The sequence below is a fragment of the Amycolatopsis sp. NPDC051371 genome (genome assembly GCF_040682155.1).
GTDB lineage: Bacteria > Actinomycetota > Actinomycetes > Mycobacteriales > Pseudonocardiaceae > Amycolatopsis.
The window spans coordinates 65945-79828 of record NZ_JBFBAG010000042.1 but is presented as its reverse complement, the minus strand read 5'-3'; the positions used below and the strand labels follow the sequence as shown (position 1 = coordinate 79828).

The 13884-nt window shown below is 70.9% G+C and carries 13 protein-coding genes; 6 read left to right on the top strand and 7 right to left on the bottom strand.

Going from position 1 to position 13884, the window contains the following annotated elements:
• Positions 1–126 precede the first annotated feature (126 nt).
• The 4 genes from AB0M59_RS39405 to AB0M59_RS39390 all read left to right on the top strand — a co-directional run bounded on the left by AB0M59_RS39405 (position 127) and on the right by AB0M59_RS39390 (position 5741).
• The gene (locus AB0M59_RS39405; RefSeq protein WP_364625828.1) at positions 127–1140 is read left to right on the top strand and encodes an ATP-binding cassette domain-containing protein; all 1014 of its coding nucleotides are present in this window, start codon (positions 127–129) and stop codon (positions 1138–1140) included.
• Positions 1141–1211: 71 nt separating this feature from the next.
• Positions 1212–2174: a 4-(cytidine 5'-diphospho)-2-C-methyl-D-erythritol kinase gene (locus AB0M59_RS39400; protein WP_364625825.1), complete on the top strand. Its 963-nt coding sequence runs from the start codon at positions 1212–1214 to the stop codon at positions 2172–2174.
• 57 nt (positions 2175–2231) lie between these two features.
• On the top strand, positions 2232–3998 hold the full coding sequence (locus AB0M59_RS39395) for an ABC-F family ATP-binding cassette domain-containing protein (protein ID WP_364625822.1): 1767 nt from the start codon (positions 2232–2234) through the stop codon (positions 3996–3998).
• 54 nt (positions 3999–4052) lie between these two features.
• Positions 4053–5741 carry a fatty acyl-AMP ligase gene (locus tag AB0M59_RS39390; protein WP_364625819.1) on the top strand — a complete coding sequence of 563 codons (1689 nt, stop codon included), beginning with the start codon at positions 4053–4055 and terminating at the stop codon, positions 5739–5741.
• Between the two features lie 60 nt (positions 5742–5801).
• Here AB0M59_RS39390 and AB0M59_RS39385 read toward each other — a convergent pair whose 3' ends face one another.
• The 4 genes from AB0M59_RS39385 to AB0M59_RS39370 form a co-directional block, all read right to left on the bottom strand.
• Positions 5802–6158 carry a DivIVA domain-containing protein gene (locus AB0M59_RS39385; RefSeq protein WP_364625817.1) on the bottom strand — a complete coding sequence of 119 codons (357 nt, stop codon included), beginning with the start codon at positions 6156–6158 and terminating at the stop codon, positions 5802–5804.
• A gap of 169 nt (positions 6159–6327) precedes the next feature.
• Positions 6328–6642, bottom strand: a complete 315-nt coding sequence (locus tag AB0M59_RS39380) for a DivIVA domain-containing protein (RefSeq protein ID WP_364625814.1) — start codon at positions 6640–6642, stop codon at positions 6328–6330.
• Positions 6643–6663: 21 nt separating this feature from the next.
• The gene (pth, locus tag AB0M59_RS39375; RefSeq protein ID WP_364625812.1) at positions 6664–7257 is read right to left on the bottom strand and encodes an aminoacyl-tRNA hydrolase; all 594 of its coding nucleotides are present in this window, start codon (positions 7255–7257) and stop codon (positions 6664–6666) included.
• A 9-nt stretch (positions 7258–7266) separates the two neighbouring features.
• Positions 7267–7869 (bottom strand): 50S ribosomal protein L25/general stress protein Ctc, encoded by a 603-nt coding sequence (locus AB0M59_RS39370; protein WP_364625809.1) that lies wholly within the window; start codon positions 7867–7869, stop codon positions 7267–7269.
• A gap of 373 nt (positions 7870–8242) precedes the next feature.
• Here AB0M59_RS39370 and AB0M59_RS39365 point away from each other — a divergent pair, with 373 nt between their 5' ends.
• Positions 8243–9337 (top strand): hypothetical protein, encoded by a 1095-nt coding sequence (locus AB0M59_RS39365; protein ID WP_364625901.1) that lies wholly within the window; start codon positions 8243–8245, stop codon positions 9335–9337.
• 99 nt (positions 9338–9436) lie between these two features.
• Entirely contained in the window at positions 9437–10078 is a 642-nt protein-coding gene (locus AB0M59_RS39360; RefSeq protein WP_364625806.1) for an NAD(P)H-binding protein, read from the top strand.
• Here AB0M59_RS39360 and AB0M59_RS39355 read toward each other — a convergent pair.
• The 3 genes from AB0M59_RS39355 to glmU all read right to left on the bottom strand — a co-directional run bounded on the left by AB0M59_RS39355 (position 10072) and on the right by glmU (position 13742).
• Entirely contained in the window at positions 10072–11001 is a 930-nt protein-coding gene (locus tag AB0M59_RS39355; protein ID WP_364625803.1) for a TIGR03621 family F420-dependent LLM class oxidoreductase, read from the bottom strand. The genes AB0M59_RS39360 and AB0M59_RS39355 overlap by 7 nt on opposite strands.
• A gap of 291 nt (positions 11002–11292) precedes the next feature.
• Positions 11293–12273, bottom strand: coding sequence for a ribose-phosphate diphosphokinase (locus AB0M59_RS39350; RefSeq protein ID WP_364625800.1), 981 nt, complete (start codon positions 12271–12273; stop codon positions 11293–11295).
• On the bottom strand, positions 12270–13742 hold the full coding sequence (glmU, locus tag AB0M59_RS39345; RefSeq protein WP_364625797.1) for a bifunctional UDP-N-acetylglucosamine diphosphorylase/glucosamine-1-phosphate N-acetyltransferase GlmU: 1473 nt from the start codon (positions 13740–13742) through the stop codon (positions 12270–12272). The genes AB0M59_RS39350 and glmU overlap by 4 nt, the downstream gene beginning before the upstream one ends.
• Between the last annotated feature and the right edge of the window lie 142 nt (positions 13743–13884).

The window sequence follows — 13884 nt, the reverse complement described above, 5'->3', positions numbered from 1 at the left end:
ATGTCGGCGCTCCAACTGAGCTTGTCCGAGCCGGTCCACCTCTTCTTCACGCACCGTCCATAAAGGACGGACTTCGCTTGCGGCCGGGTGCCGCGTCCTCCGCGCACCCCGTTTTCTGGAGCCTTCGTGATCACCGTCGAAAATCTGTCCAAAACCTTTGCCACCAACGGAAACTCGGTCGTCGCCCTGCGGGACGTGAGCGTCGAGGTCCAGGCCGGCTCGCTGTTCGGCGTGGTCGGCCCGGCCGGGTCCGGCAAGTCCGTCCTCGCCCGCTGCATCGCGCTGCAGGAGCGGCCCGACCGCGGCGTCGTCCGCCTCGACGGCCTCAACACCGGCACCCTCGACGGCCGTCGCCTGCGGGAGATCCGCCGCCAGCTCGGCGTCGTCTCGACGAAGCCGGAGCTGATCGCCGAGCGCACGATCGCCGGCAACATCGCCTCCCCGCTCGAGCAGCTCGGCATCGACGGCCCGCAGCGCCGCAGCCGGGTCGGCTCGCTGCTCGACCTCGTCGGCCTGACCCAGCGCGCGACTCAGCGTCCCGGCGAGCTGACCGAGGGTCAGCTCCGCCGCGTCGCGGTCGCGAAGGCGCTGGCCGCCGCCCCGGCGGTGCTGCTCGCCGACGACCCGACCGCCGGCATCGACCCGGAGGAGGCCGGCGCGGTGCTCACCGTGCTCGACCGCGCCCGCGCCGAGCTGGGCACCACCATCGTGGTCACGACCCCGGACGCCGGCGTGGTCCGCCGGGTCTGCGACGACGTCGCGGTGCTCGAAGACGGCACGGTCGTCGAGCGCGGCACCGTCCTCGACCTGGTCTCGAACCCCACGAGCCGCACCGCGCAGGCGCTGCTGCCGGCGATCGAGACGACCCGCGCGCAGGTGGCGCGCTACGACCGCTCGGCAGACGTCGTGCTGGTCGGCTTCGCGTCGGTCGGCGCGCTGCTGCCCGAGGCGGCGGGCCGCTTCGACGTCGAGTTCGCCACGATCGGCGGCGGCCTGACCCGGATCGGCGACACCCCGGTCGGCCGGTTCCGCCTCGGTGTCCGCGGCGAGCGGGCCGACGCGGCGCTGGCGTGGGTCGCCGAGCGCGGCGGTCACGTGACGCACACCGCGCGCGGCCCGCAGGGTGTCGCGGCAGCCTGAGTTCGCTCCCGTAAAACGCCCCGATGCGCACTTCGCATCGGGGCGTTTTCGCGGGCACGTAGGCTGGTCGGGTGCTCGCCGTAGTTCCGCCCCCAGTCACCGTCCGGGTCCCGGCCAAGATCAACCTGCACTTGGCGGTCGACGACCTGCGCGAAGACGGTTACCACGAGCTGGTGACCGTGTTCCAGGCCCTGTCGCTGACCGACGAGGTGACCGTCGCGGTCACCGAAGAGCCGGGCCTGGAGATCTACGGCGAGGGCGAGGGCTCGGTGCCCGCGGACGGCACCAACCTGGCCTGGCGCGCGGTCGAAGCGCTGTCCGCGCACGTCGGCCGCACCGAAGAGCCGAACGTCCGGGTGGTGCTGCGCAAGGGCATCCCGGCCGCGGGCGGCATGGCGGGCGGCAGCGCCGACGCGGCGGCGACGCTGGTCGGGCTGGCGAGCCTGTGGAACCTCGACGTCACGCGCGACGAGCTGGCCGAAATCGCCGCCGGGCTGGGCAGCGACGTCCCGTTCGCGCTCTACGGCGGCACCGCGCTGGGCACCGGGCGGGGCGAGCAACTCGTCCCGGTGCTGTCGCGGCACACCTTCCACTGGGTGCTGGCCTTCGACTCCGAAGGGCTGTCGACGCCGAAGGTGTTCAAGGAGCTGGATCGCCTGCGCGCCGACGGCAACCCGCCGCGGATCGGCTCGCACACCCCGGTCGTCGAGGCACTGGCCTCCGGCGACCCGCGTCAGCTGGCGCTGCTGCTGGGCAACGACCTCCAGGCGGCGGCGGTTTCGCTGCGGCCCGGGCTACGCCGGACGCTGCGGGCCGGCGTCAACGCGGGCGCGCTCGCCGGCACGGTCTCCGGCTCCGGCCCGACGTGCGCGTTCCTCTGCGAGGGTGCGCAGTCGGCGGTCGAGGTCGCCGCGGAGCTGTCGGGCGCGGGGGTGTGCCGCACGGTCCGGGTGGCGCACGGCCCGGTCCCCGGCGCCCGCGTGGTCGGCGGGGACGACGCACCGCGCCCGGCGTCGCCGCGGGTGCACGCCTGACCCTCCACTGTGGATGGTCGGATTACCTCTGTTTCTCGGAAAGGATCGGCTGAGCGCATGGCCAACCTGGTCAACCTGGAAGCGGTGAGCAAGTCCTACGGGATCAAGCCGCTGCTGGACGGCGTCTCGCTGGGCGTCGCGGCCGGGCAGCGCATCGGCGTCGTCGGCCTCAACGGGGGTGGCAAGACCACCCTCCTGGAAGTCCTTTCCGGACTCGCCGAGCCGGATTCCGGGCGGGTCAGCCATGTCGGTGGCCTGCGGATGGCCGTGGTCACCCAGCGGACCGAGCTGCCGGACGGCAGCAGCGTCGGCGAGGTCGTGCTCGAACGTTACGGCGCCGAGCACGAATGGGCCGCCGACGCGCGCGTTCGGTCCATTGTGGACGGACTGGGTATCACCGCGATCGGGCTCGACACGCCCACCGCGAACCTCTCCGGCGGAGAGCGGCGGCGGGTTTCGCTGGCCGCCGCACTTACCGGTGAGCTCGACCTCGTCGTGCTCGACGAGCCGACCAACCACCTGGACGTCGAAGGTGTCCAGTGGCTCGCCGACCACCTGCTGACCCGGCGGATCGCGGTCGTGGTCGTCACGCACGACCGGTGGTTCCTCGACACCGTCGCGAGCCTGACGTGGGAGGTCGCGAACGGCCGCGTCGAGATGTACGAAGGTGGTTACGCCGACTGGATCTTCGCGCGCGCCGAGCGGGCGCGGCTGGCCGCGACGGCCGAGGAGAAGCGGCAGAACCTGGCCCGCAAGGAGCTGGCGTGGCTGCGCCGCGGCCCGCAGGCGCGTTCGTCGAAGCCGCGCTACCGCATCGACGCCGCCGAGGCGCTGATCGCGGACGTGCCGCCGCCGCGCGACACCGTCGAGCTGATGGCGTTCGCGAAGCGGCGGCTGGGCAAGACCGTGCTGGAGCTGGAAGACACGACGTACACGGTCGGCGACCGGACGTTGCTCGACCACGTCACCTGGCGGGTCGGGCCGGGCGACCGGATCGGCCTGGTCGGGGTCAACGGCTCCGGCAAGACATCCCTGCTGAAGCTGCTCGGCGGTGACGTCGAAGGCTCGACCGGGCGCCGGATCGAGGGCAAGACGGTCGCGCTCGCGCACCTGCGCCAGGAGCTCGACGACCTGCCCGCCGGCCTGCGTGTGCTGCAGGCGATCGAGCAGGTGGCCGGGCGCGTGGTGTTCGGCAAGCAGGAGATGACGGCGTCGCAGCTGGGCGAGAAGCTCGGGTTCCCGCAGGCCCGCCAGTGGACCCCGGTCGGGGATCTTTCCGGCGGCGAGCGGCGCCGGCTGCAACTGTGCCGGCTGCTGATGGCCGAGCCGAACGTGTTGCTGCTCGACGAGCCGACGAACGACCTGGACATCGACACGCTGCAGCAGCTGGAGGACCTCCTCGACGGCTGGCCGGGCACGATGGTCGTCGTCTCGCACGACCGCTACCTGGTGGAACGCGTCTGCGACACGATCGTCGCCCTCTTCGGCGACGGCCGGATCACGCACCTGCCGGGCGGCATCGAGGAGTACCTGAACCGGCGCGCCGCCGACAAGGAGCCCGCGGGCGCGGCGGCGCCGACGGCGGCGAAGGCCGAGGCCAAGAAGTCGGCGGCGGACTTGCGGGCGGCGCAGAAGGACCTCGGGCGGCTGGAGCGCAAGCTGGACCAGTTGCACAGCAAGGAGGAGAAGCTCCACGCGGCCCTGCTGGAGGCGGCGACCGATCCGGCGAAGCTGATGGAGCTGAACGCGCAGCTGAAGGGCGTCAAGGGCGAGATCGAGGACGTCGAAGCCCGCTGGCTGGAGACGTCCGAGCTGCTCGAATGAGCTGTTTCCGCCTTGGTCGGCGGATGTTGACACCCAGACAGTAATCTGACGCGCATGAGCAGGTTCGTGGACACGCTCGTCGCTACCGCGGCGGGGCGAGGTCAGCAGCGTGGCATGGTCACCGGGGAGCCCAAGGAGCCGGTCCGGCGGACCTGGGCCGAGGTGCACGAAGAAGCCCGGCGGATCGCCGGTAGTCTTGTCGCGGGTGGATTCCGGCGGGGCACGGCGGTCGGCGTGCTGGCCGCCGCGCCGGTGCTGATCGCGCCGACCGTGCAGGCCGTCTGGCTGGCCGGGGGCAGCGTCACCATGCTGCACCAGCCCACCCCGCGCACCGACCTCGCCGAGTGGGCCGAGGACACCGTGCGCGTGCTCGGGATGATCGGCTCGGACCTCGTGCTGCTGGGCGAGCCCTTCGACCAGCTCGCGCCGGTCCTGGAGCAGAAGGGGATCGGCTTCAAGCTGATCAGCGACCTGGCCGGCGGCGAGCCCCTGGCCGACGTCGTCACCACCGACGAGGGCGAAACCGCGCTCCTGCAGCTGACGAGCGGCTCGACCGCCGACCCGAAGGCCGTGCGGATCACCTACGGGAACCTGTACTCCAACGTCAAGGCCATGGTCGACCGCGCGGAGTTCGACTTCGACACCGACGTGATGGTGTCCTGGCTGCCGACGTTCCACGACATGGGGATGGTCGGCTTCCTGACCGTGCCGATGACCTTCGGCGTCGAGCTCGTCAAGATCACGCCGGTCGAGTTCCTCTCGGGGCCGTTGATCTGGCCGGAGCTGATCACCAAGTACCACGGCACGACGACGGCGGCGCCCAACTTCGCGTACGCGATCGTCGGACGCCGGATGGCGCGCGTCGACGAGGACGACGCTTACGACCTCTCGAAGCTGCGGATCGCCCTGAACGGCGCCGAGCCCATCGACGAGACCGCCGTCCAGACCTTCGTGGACGCCGGCGCCCGGTTCAAGATGCCGGCGGAATGCGTTTTCCCGGCCTACGGCATGGCCGAGGCGACGCTCGCGGTGTCCTTCGCGCCGCTGTTCACCGGGCTCACGCTCGACGTCGTCGAGGCCGACGCGCTCGAGGCGGACAACCGCGCGGTGCCGGTGCCCGAGGGCGACCCGCGGCGCGGCACCGACAGCGTCCGGTCGTTCGCGCTGCTCGGCCCGCCGCTGGACGGGCTGGAAGCCGAGATCGTCAACGACGCGGGTGCGCGCGTCGGCGAGCGGGAGGTCGGCGAGATCCGGCTGCGCGGCGAGGCCGTGACGCCCGGCTACCTGACCATGGAGGGCCCGGTCGCCACCCAGGACGACGAAGGGTGGCTCAACACCGGCGACCTCGGGTACCTGGTGGACGGCCAGATCGTCATCTGCGGCCGCCGCAAGGACGTCATCATCATGGGCGGCCGCAACCTGTACCCGACGGACATCGAGCGCGCGGCGACGTCGGTCGAGGGCGTGCGGGCCGGCAACGCGGTGGCGGTGCGGCTGGACGCGGGCAGCCGTCGCGAGCGGTTCGCGGTGGTCGTCGAGTCGAAGCTGGCGGGCGACGCCGAGGCCGAGAAGACTTTGATGAAGCAGGTCTCGGCGCGGGTCCGCGACGCGGTCGACATGCGGCCGTACGCGGTGGTGGTGCTGCCGGCAGGGAGCCTGCCGAAGACCCCGTCGGGCAAGGTCAAGCGCGCGGCCACGGCCCAGCAGTTCGCGGACCGGATCAAGAAGAACGCCGACTCCTGACCGGAGCTTTCCCGTGAAAGCTCCCACCTGGGAGCGGAGCTTTCACGGGAAAGTGACGTCTTAGCGCTGCTGGAGCCGCTCCGCGCGGATCGTCGGCGGGGCCGCGCGTTCGGTCGTGGCTTCCGAGGCCGTGCGGGCGCCCGGGAGGTCCGGGGCGTGACCGGTGCGGGTGGCGAGCTGGTCCTCCACCGCGTCGAGGAAGTCGTCGACCTCGCGCTCGTCGTAGCCGCGCTTGCCGATCAGCGGCTTCGCGAAGATGACGTGGTGCACTTCGGCGGCGGTCAGGTCGTCCTCCTCGGCGAACGTCTTGGCGATGCGCCGGACGAACTCGTCGACCTCGTGCTTCGCGTAACCACGGCGGCCGATCGGGGCGTTACCGAAGGTGACCTCGGCGAGGTCTTCGGCGGTGAACGACATGCAATTCTCCGATTCCGGGGTTGGGCGGTGCGAACTGCCGTACACCGTCCTAGCCCGCGGACGGGCTCCCCCGGAAGGGGCGGACCTCGAAGCTCACCCCGATGGGCGGCCGCCGTCCGCCTGTGAGTGAGCCGGGACTACTCAGCGCAGTGTGTCCGGTCTCACACCGTCAGGGCCGGCCGAACCACTTCCGCGGGCCCTGCGGGCGCTGCTCCTCGACCGCCGGGCGCGGGTTCCGCAGCTCGATCAGCGCCGCCTCGGCCTCGTCCAGGAACAGGTCCACCTGAGCCTGGTCGTAGCTGCGCATGCCGACCGGCATGATCGTGAAGTCGACGTAGTGGATGTCGTCGGCGGTCAGGATGTTCCGGCCGTCCAGCGCGTCGGCGATCAGGTCGAGGAAGGCGTCGACCTCGTCCTCGTTGTAGCCGCGCCGGCCGAAGCGGGGTTTGCCGAACGCGATCGCCCGGACTTCGTCGGGGGTCATGAGCTCACCTTGCCACCGATGTCAGCCCGCATGGAAGGCGTTTTGCGCGGCCGCGAGACCCGTGCCGACCAGCGCTTCGGTCGCGTCCGCGCACCGGTCCACCTCGAACGGGAGCTCCTTGCGCTCCACCGTCGAGAAGTCCTTCAGCACGAAGTCCGCGGGGTCCTGGCGGCCGGGCGGGCGGCCGATGCCGAACCGGACCCGGTAGTAGTCGCGGGTGCCGATCGACTTCGTGATCGAGCGGAGCCCGTTGTGGCCGTTGTCGCCGCCGCCGAACTTGAGCTTCAGCGCGCCGAAGTCGACGTCCAGCTCGTCGTGCACCACGACCACGCCGGTCGGCGGCACCTTGTAGAACCGCGCCGCGCCGACCACCGGGCCGCCGGAGAGGTTCATGTAGGAGCGCGGCTTCACGAGCACGACACGACGGCCGGCCAGCCGGCCCTCGAGCACCTCGCCGCCGCTCTTGTGCGTCTTGAACTTGCCGCCGATCCGGGCGGCGAGCTCGTCCAGCACCATGAAACCGACATTGTGCCGGTTTCCGGCGTACTGGGGTCCGGGATTGCCAAGGCCGGCGAGCAGGATCAGCTCGCCGGCCCCGGGCAGGTCTTCGGTCACGCGGTGACTCTATTCGGCGGCGTCGGCCGACTCTTCGCCCGCTTCGGCGGCGTCGTCGTCGGCCTCTTCACGCTGCGGCTCGTTGACGGCGACGACCAGCGACTCGGGGTCGGTGACCAGGGTGGCGCCCTGCGGCAGCTCGACCTGGCCGGCCAGGACCTGGCTGCCGACCTCGAGGCCCTCGATCGAGACCTCGAACTGCTCCGGGATGTGCAGCGCCTCGACCTCGACGGTCAGGGTGTCGACGTCCTGGTTGACCAGGCCACCGGGGCCGGGGTTGCCCGTGACGACGACCGGGACGTCGACGACGATCTTCTCGCCGCGCTTCACGACCAGCAGGTCGACGTGCTCGATGTAGTTCTTCAGCGGGTGCACGACGATGGTCTTCGTCAGCGCGAGCTCGTCGGAGCCCTCGATGGCGAGGGTGATGACGGCGTTGGAGCCGTTCTCACGGACGACGCGGGCGAACTCGATGGCCGGCAGCGCGAAGTGCCGCGGGTCCGAGCCGTGGCCGTACAGCACGGCGGGGATCTTGCCGGCGCGACGCGTGCGGCGCGCGGCGCCCTTGCCGAACTCGTTGCGCGGCTCGACGGACAGACGTACCTCGGACACGGTGTGGCACTCCTTCAAATCACGAACATGGTGCGGGAGACAGCATGCTGCGGCGGGGGAATTCCGGTGATCTTCTGTTCGGTGGTTGTGTTCGGCGGCGAGTTTCCGGGCGTGCACGACAGCCGGGAGCTACTCCGAGCCGCCGCGTCGATCACGCCGGGCACCCTCTTAGGGCCCCGCCTCGCCGAGACAACCTCAAGAGTGTAAACCAACCTCATCACGGTGGGTTGCGGCGGGGGCCCGGGCCAGGCTAGAACCCTCCTGAACCCCGGTGCGTGACGACACAAATCCGGTGGCGGGACTTCACCGGCCGAGGTGTGCTCGGACGCAGGCGCGAAGCAGGGGGCGGAAGATGCGGGCTCGACGGGCCATGGTGGCGGCGGTGCTGCTGCTGGGCGGAGTGCTGGCCGGCTGCCAGGTGGCGGTCCCCGGCAGCGCCGGGGTGTCCGCCGCCGGTCAGCAGACGGCCGACCGGCGCGCCGAGCAGCGCGCCGCGGTCGACGCGGCCCTCACCGCGCTGGGCCGGGCGCCCGCGCTCTCCCTGAAGTCCACGACCAAGGGTGCCGAGCAGCAGTTCCGGGTCACCCGCGGCGGCAACGCCTTCGGCGGGCTGCCGCTCGAAGGCCGCGTCATCCAGGTGACCTCGGCCGCGGGCCAGTTCTACCTGCAGGCCGACGCCGACTACTGGAAGGCGCACGCCATCGACGAGGGCACGCAGTTCGGCACGAGCTGGGTGCGCTCGCTCGGCTCCGAGCTGCCCTTCGACCCCGCGGCCCGGTTCGCCCCGCAGGCGCTGGCCGACGGGCTGCGCAAGGCCCTGATCGGCCTCGACCGGCTGGGCGACCCGGTCAAGGCGAAGCTCCCGGACGGCACCGAGGTCTACCAGCTCGGCGCCGCACCGAGCGTCCTGCGCGTCACCACCGCCCAGCCGAACCGGGTCGTCAGCTTCGCCCCGGCGCTGCTCGACCCCCAGGCCGGGCCGAAGTTCGGCGCCGAGTTCCGCGTCGACCCGGTCGCCGGCGACGCGCTGAAGACGTTCCACACCGACCTGGACAACGCCGTCGGCGGGCTGGGGCAGCCGTTCGAGGGCCTGGTGCAGGCCAGCGCCGTCGTCACGAACGACACCCTCGACTGCAAGGACTTCGTCGGCTCCTGCACGACGACCGTCGACGTCTCCACCAGCGTGGTCGGCACGCCCGCGGCGGGCGGGAAGAGCGTCGTGCACATCAACCTCTCGGTCGAGGTCAGCGCCGACTCGCTCGGCGCGCAGACCTGCACGACCGCGGCCGACGCCGAGCCGTACGCGACGGTGAAGATGTCCTGCACGGTCAAGTTCAAGCTGCCGAACCGCACGGCCAGCTACCAGGTGCTGTCCAAGCCGAACGCGACGGCGGAGGTCCGCGCGGCCCTCGACGTCAACGCCGTCAAGCAGAAGGTCGCGGCGGAGTTCGCCGGCCTGGGCGGCTGAGCTGGACACCTACCCGGGGGTGCGTTTCTTCCGTTGAAGTAGGTGATCTTCCGTTCTTAGCATCGGCCTTGAAGGCCGACTACGAACGGGAGAAAAGACATGGCCAAGCTGGTGGTTTTCGGGGGGACCGGGTACGCCGGGGGCAAGATCGGCGCCGAGGCGCTGCGGCGCGGGCACGAGGTGGTCGGCGTCGCGCGGAACACCGGCGCGGTGCCCGAAGGCGTCGAAGCGGTGCAGGGCTCGCTGCACGACGAGGAGTTCGTCGTGCGGGTCGCCAAGGACGCGGACGTCATCGTGATCGCCACCCCGGCGCGCGCGATCGACGGCAAGAAGCTCGTCGACGCCGTGCCGGCGCTGGCGCGGATCGCGCGTGAGAACGGCGTCCGGCTGTCGTTCGTCGGCGGCGCGGCGAGCCTGCTCGTCGCCGAGGGCGGCCCGCGGCTGTTCGACACCCCGGAGTTCCCGGACGAGTACAAGGACGAGGCCGGCAGCCACGCCGAGGTGCTCGATTTGGTGCGCGAGCAGCCGGAGGAGCTGGACTGGTTCTACGTCAGCCCCGCCGCCGAATTCGGTGCCTGGACGCCAGGCGAGCGCCGGGGCGAGTTCAGGGTCGGTGGCGACATCCTGCTGACCGACGAAAACGGCAAGTCGCACATCGGCGGCGACGACTTCGCGACCGCGTACGTCGACGAGATCGAGCAGCCGAAGCACCGCCGCGCGCGGTTCACGGTGGCTTACTGACGGCGTTCGGGGGTCCGGGTGGCGGAGCCCCCGGCCCGAGGCGAAGCCTCGGTTGTGCACTGAAGTTCTTTCAGCACGGGTGCGAACGTCTCGAGGTTCGGCTCGAAGACCGTGATGTACGAGAAGCCGTAGCGCTCGCGCCGGTTTTCGAGCTGTCCGGCGATCTCCTCGACCGTGCCCAGCAGGAGCTGGGGCGCGTCGAGGAGTTCGCGGGCGTCCGCGACGGCGCTGCGTTCGGTCAACTCGTGCCAGTGCGCCGCGGCCTTCTCGCGGTCGTCGGTGACCTCGACGTGCTGGACGAGCATGTTGTATTCGGGGTCGCGGCGCGTTTTCGACCGGAAGTACGCGACGCGCTCGTCCATCGCCTCGGCGTTGTCGAGCTTGAAGGTGCCCGGCGGCTTGCCGGGCTGCTGGCGGAGTCCGCCGAACCCGACGATGTCGGCGTGCTCGGCGGCCAGGTCCAGGACGCCGTCGCTGTTGCCCGCGATCAGCAGCCGCGGCTGGTCGATGCCTTCGTCTTCGAAGTGTTTCCGCAGGTAGTCGAGGCTGTCTTCGAGGTAGCCGATCCGGCCGGCGGCGTTCTGCCACGGCAGTCCGGCGGCGTCGAACTCGGCTTTCATGTGCCCGGCGCCGAGCCCGAGATCGAGCCGCCCGTCGAGCAGCGCGGCCGTCGAAGAGGCTTCGCGGGCGAAGAGCGCGAGGTTGTAGAAGGGCACATTGGACACGAGCGTGCCTAGCCGCGGCCGCTCGGTGACGGCGGCGGCCATGGCGAGCACGGGGAACGGCGCGAACCGCCCGGTGCCGAGGTGGTCGGGCACGGTGATGACGTCGTAGCCGAGCTCTTCGGCCCGGCGGCACTTGGCGATCCAGGCGTCGCGGCTGCCGATTTCGCGGAAGCTGACGCCGAACTTGAAGTTCCCCATGCCGGCGACGCTAGCGCCGCGGTGGCCGCGGAGGCGCGCGCTTTCGCGGGCAGCGGACGCCGGGGCTCCGGCAAAGTCCCGGTCGCCGCCGGCCCCACCCAACGTCTTGAATGAGTCATTCAGGTCTTCGGAGGTCCTGAATGACTCATTCAAGACACCGGCCGACCCGACGCCGGCCCCGAGAGCGGGCAGCGGTGGCGCGAGTCGAAACCGAGTCGCCGAGCAGCGCCCGCCGGGCAGCGGAAAGCCCGCCCTCCGCGAGCGGGAGAGCGGGCTTCCGAGCGAGAACGATCAGGCGTTGCCGTCGAAGAGCGAAGTCACCGAGCCGTCCTCGAAGACCTGCTGGATGGCCTCCGCCAGCATCGGGGCGATCGACAGGACCGTCAGCCCCTCGAAGCGCTTCTCCTCCGGGATCGGCAGCGAGTTCGTCACGATGACCTCGCGCGCCTTGCACTGCGAGAGCCGCTCGGTCGCCGGGTCCGACAGGATGCCGTGGGTCGTCGCGATGACCACGTCCGCCGCGCCCTCGTCGATCAGGGCCTCCGTGGCCTTCACGATCGTGCCGCCGGTGTCGATCATGTCGTCGATCAGGACGCAGAGCTTGCCCTCGACCTTGCCGACCACGCGGTTGGCGACGGCCTGGTTCGGCTTGTCCGGGTCGCGGGTCTTGTGGATGAACGCGATCGGCCGGTCACCCAGCTGCTGCGCCCACTTCTCGGCCAGCCGCACGCGGCCCGAGTCCGGCGAGACGACCGTGATGTCGGCGTCGCCGTAGGTCTTCTTGATGTGGTCGGCCAGCACGCTCTGGGCCATCAGGTGGTCGACGGGGCCGTCGAAGAAGCCCTGGATCTGCGCGGTGTGCAGGTCGACCGTCATGATCCGGTCGGCGCCCGCGGTCTTGAACAGGTCCGCTATCAGCCGCGCCGAGATGGGCTCGCGGCCCTTGTGCTTCTTGTCCTGGCGCGCGTACGGGTAGAACGGCATCACCACGGTGATCCGCTTCGCGCTCGCCCGCTTGAGCGCGTCCACCATGATCAGCTGCTCCATCACGAACTCGTTGATGGGCGTGGTGTGCGCCTGGATGACGAAGGCGTCGGTGCCGCGGACGGACTCCTCGAACCGGACGAACAGCTCGCCGTTGGCGAACGTGTGAGCCGTCTGGGGGGTGATCGTCACGTTGAGGTGCTCGGCCACCTCTTCGGCGAGTTCGCGGTGCGCGCGTCCGGAGAAGAGCATCAGGTTCTTCTTCGGCGTGCCTTGCTTCGGACTCATGCTGGCGACTCCCCGTCGGTTCCTGCTGCTGACTCGGCGTCGAGGGCGGCCTGGGCCGCCTCCGCCGCGGGTGTACCCGGCCGGCGCCGGATCGCCCAGCCTTCGATGTTGCGCTGCGGCGGCGCCGACACCGCGAGTGTGCCCGGGGGGACGTCTTCGCGGATCACGGCACCCGCTCCACTGTAAGCGCCGTCACCGACCTGCACCGGAGCGACGAACGTGTTGTCCGCGCCCAACCGGACATAGGATCCGATAACGGTCCGGTGCTTGTGCACGCCGTCGTAGTTCACGAACACGCTCGAGCAGCCGATGTTGCTGTGCTCGCCGATCGTGGCGTCACCGACGTAGGTCAGGTGCGGCACCTTCGTGCCGGCGCCGATGTCGGCGGACTTCGTCTCGACGAACGCGCCGAGCTTCCCCTTCTCGCCCAGCTTCGTGCCCGGCCGCAGGTAGGTGAACGGGCCGACGTTGACGCGGTCGCCCAGCTCGGAGTCGGAGCCGTGGACCCGCACCACCGAGGCGCCCGCCCCGATGATCATGTTCGTCAGCGTGCTGTCCGGCCCGACCGTCGTGCCTTCGCCGACCGACGTCGTGCCCTTGAGCTGGACGCCGGGCTCGATGACGACGTCCCGCGACAGCGTCACGCCGGCGTCGATCCACGTCGTCGCGGGGTCGACGACCGTGACGCCCTCGCGCTGCCAGCGCTGCACGATCCGGCGGTTGAGCTCGGCGCCGAGCACCGACAGCTGGACGCGGTCGTTGACGCCCTCGGTCAGCCACGGGTCGTCGACGACGAGCGCGCCCACGTGCAGGCCGTCGCCGTTCGCGATGCCCAGGACGTCGGTGAGGTAGAGCTCGCCCTGCGCGTTGTCGGTCGACAGGCGCGAAAGGCCGTCGCGCAATACAGCGGCGTCGAAGGCGTACACCCCCGAGTTGATCTCGGTGATCGCCGCCTGCTCCGGGGTGGCGTCCTTGTGCTCGACGATCCCGGTGACCTTGCCGGCCGAGTCCCGCGTGATGCGGCCGTAGCCGGTCGCATCGGTGACCACGGCGGTGAGCACGGTGACCGCGTTCTTCGCCTCGGTGTGCTCGTCGAGCAGGGCGCGCAGCGTCGCGGTGTCCAGCAGCGGGACGTCGCCGTAGCTGACGATCACCGTGCCGGTGAGGTCCGCCGGCAGCGTCGCGAGCGCGCAGGACACGGCGTGGCCGGTGCCCTTCTGCTGGTCCTGCACCGCGGTGCCGACCGCGCGCCCGAGGGCTTCCCCGACCCGCGCCAGGTGCTCTCCGACGGCTTCGCGGCCGTGGCCGGTCACGACCACGAGGTGCTCGGGATCCAGGCCGGCGGCGGCCCGGACGGCGTGCTCCACGAGGGGCCGCCCGGCGATCGGGTGCAGCACCTTCGGGGTCGCGGATCGCATGCGGGTGCCCTCACCCGCGGCGAGGATCAACGTGCTCAGCGGGCCGGTCAACGGCGCTCCCAACAGTGGCTCTGGCCGTCACTTTCACGTGAAAGTGATCCGGAGGCGCTCTCCAGGTCACTTTCACGTGAAAGTGGCGCTTTGGTCGGGGACCGATCCTAACTGTGCCGATTATCAGCAATCCGACCGGCAG

Coding starts and splice junctions, on each gene's coding strand:
- AB0M59_RS39385 (WP_364625817.1), bottom strand. CDS start 6,158: ATGTCGTTCACCGCCGAAGACCTCGCCGAGGTCACCTTCGGTAACGCC.
- AB0M59_RS39355 (WP_364625803.1), bottom strand. CDS start 11,001: ATGGGGAACTTCAAGTTCGGCGTCAGCTTCCGCGAAATCGGCAGCCGC.
- AB0M59_RS39395 (WP_364625822.1), top strand. CDS start 2,232: ATGGCCAACCTGGTCAACCTGGAAGCGGTGAGCAAGTCCTACGGGATC.
- AB0M59_RS39390 (WP_364625819.1), top strand. CDS start 4,053: ATGAGCAGGTTCGTGGACACGCTCGTCGCTACCGCGGCGGGGCGAGGT.
- AB0M59_RS39350 (WP_364625800.1), bottom strand. CDS start 12,273: ATGAGTCCGAAGCAAGGCACGCCGAAGAAGAACCTGATGCTCTTCTCC.
- AB0M59_RS39360 (WP_364625806.1), top strand. CDS start 9,437: ATGGCCAAGCTGGTGGTTTTCGGGGGGACCGGGTACGCCGGGGGCAAG.
- AB0M59_RS39380 (WP_364625814.1), bottom strand. CDS start 6,642: ATGACCCCCGACGAAGTCCGGGCGATCGCGTTCGGCAAACCCCGCTTC.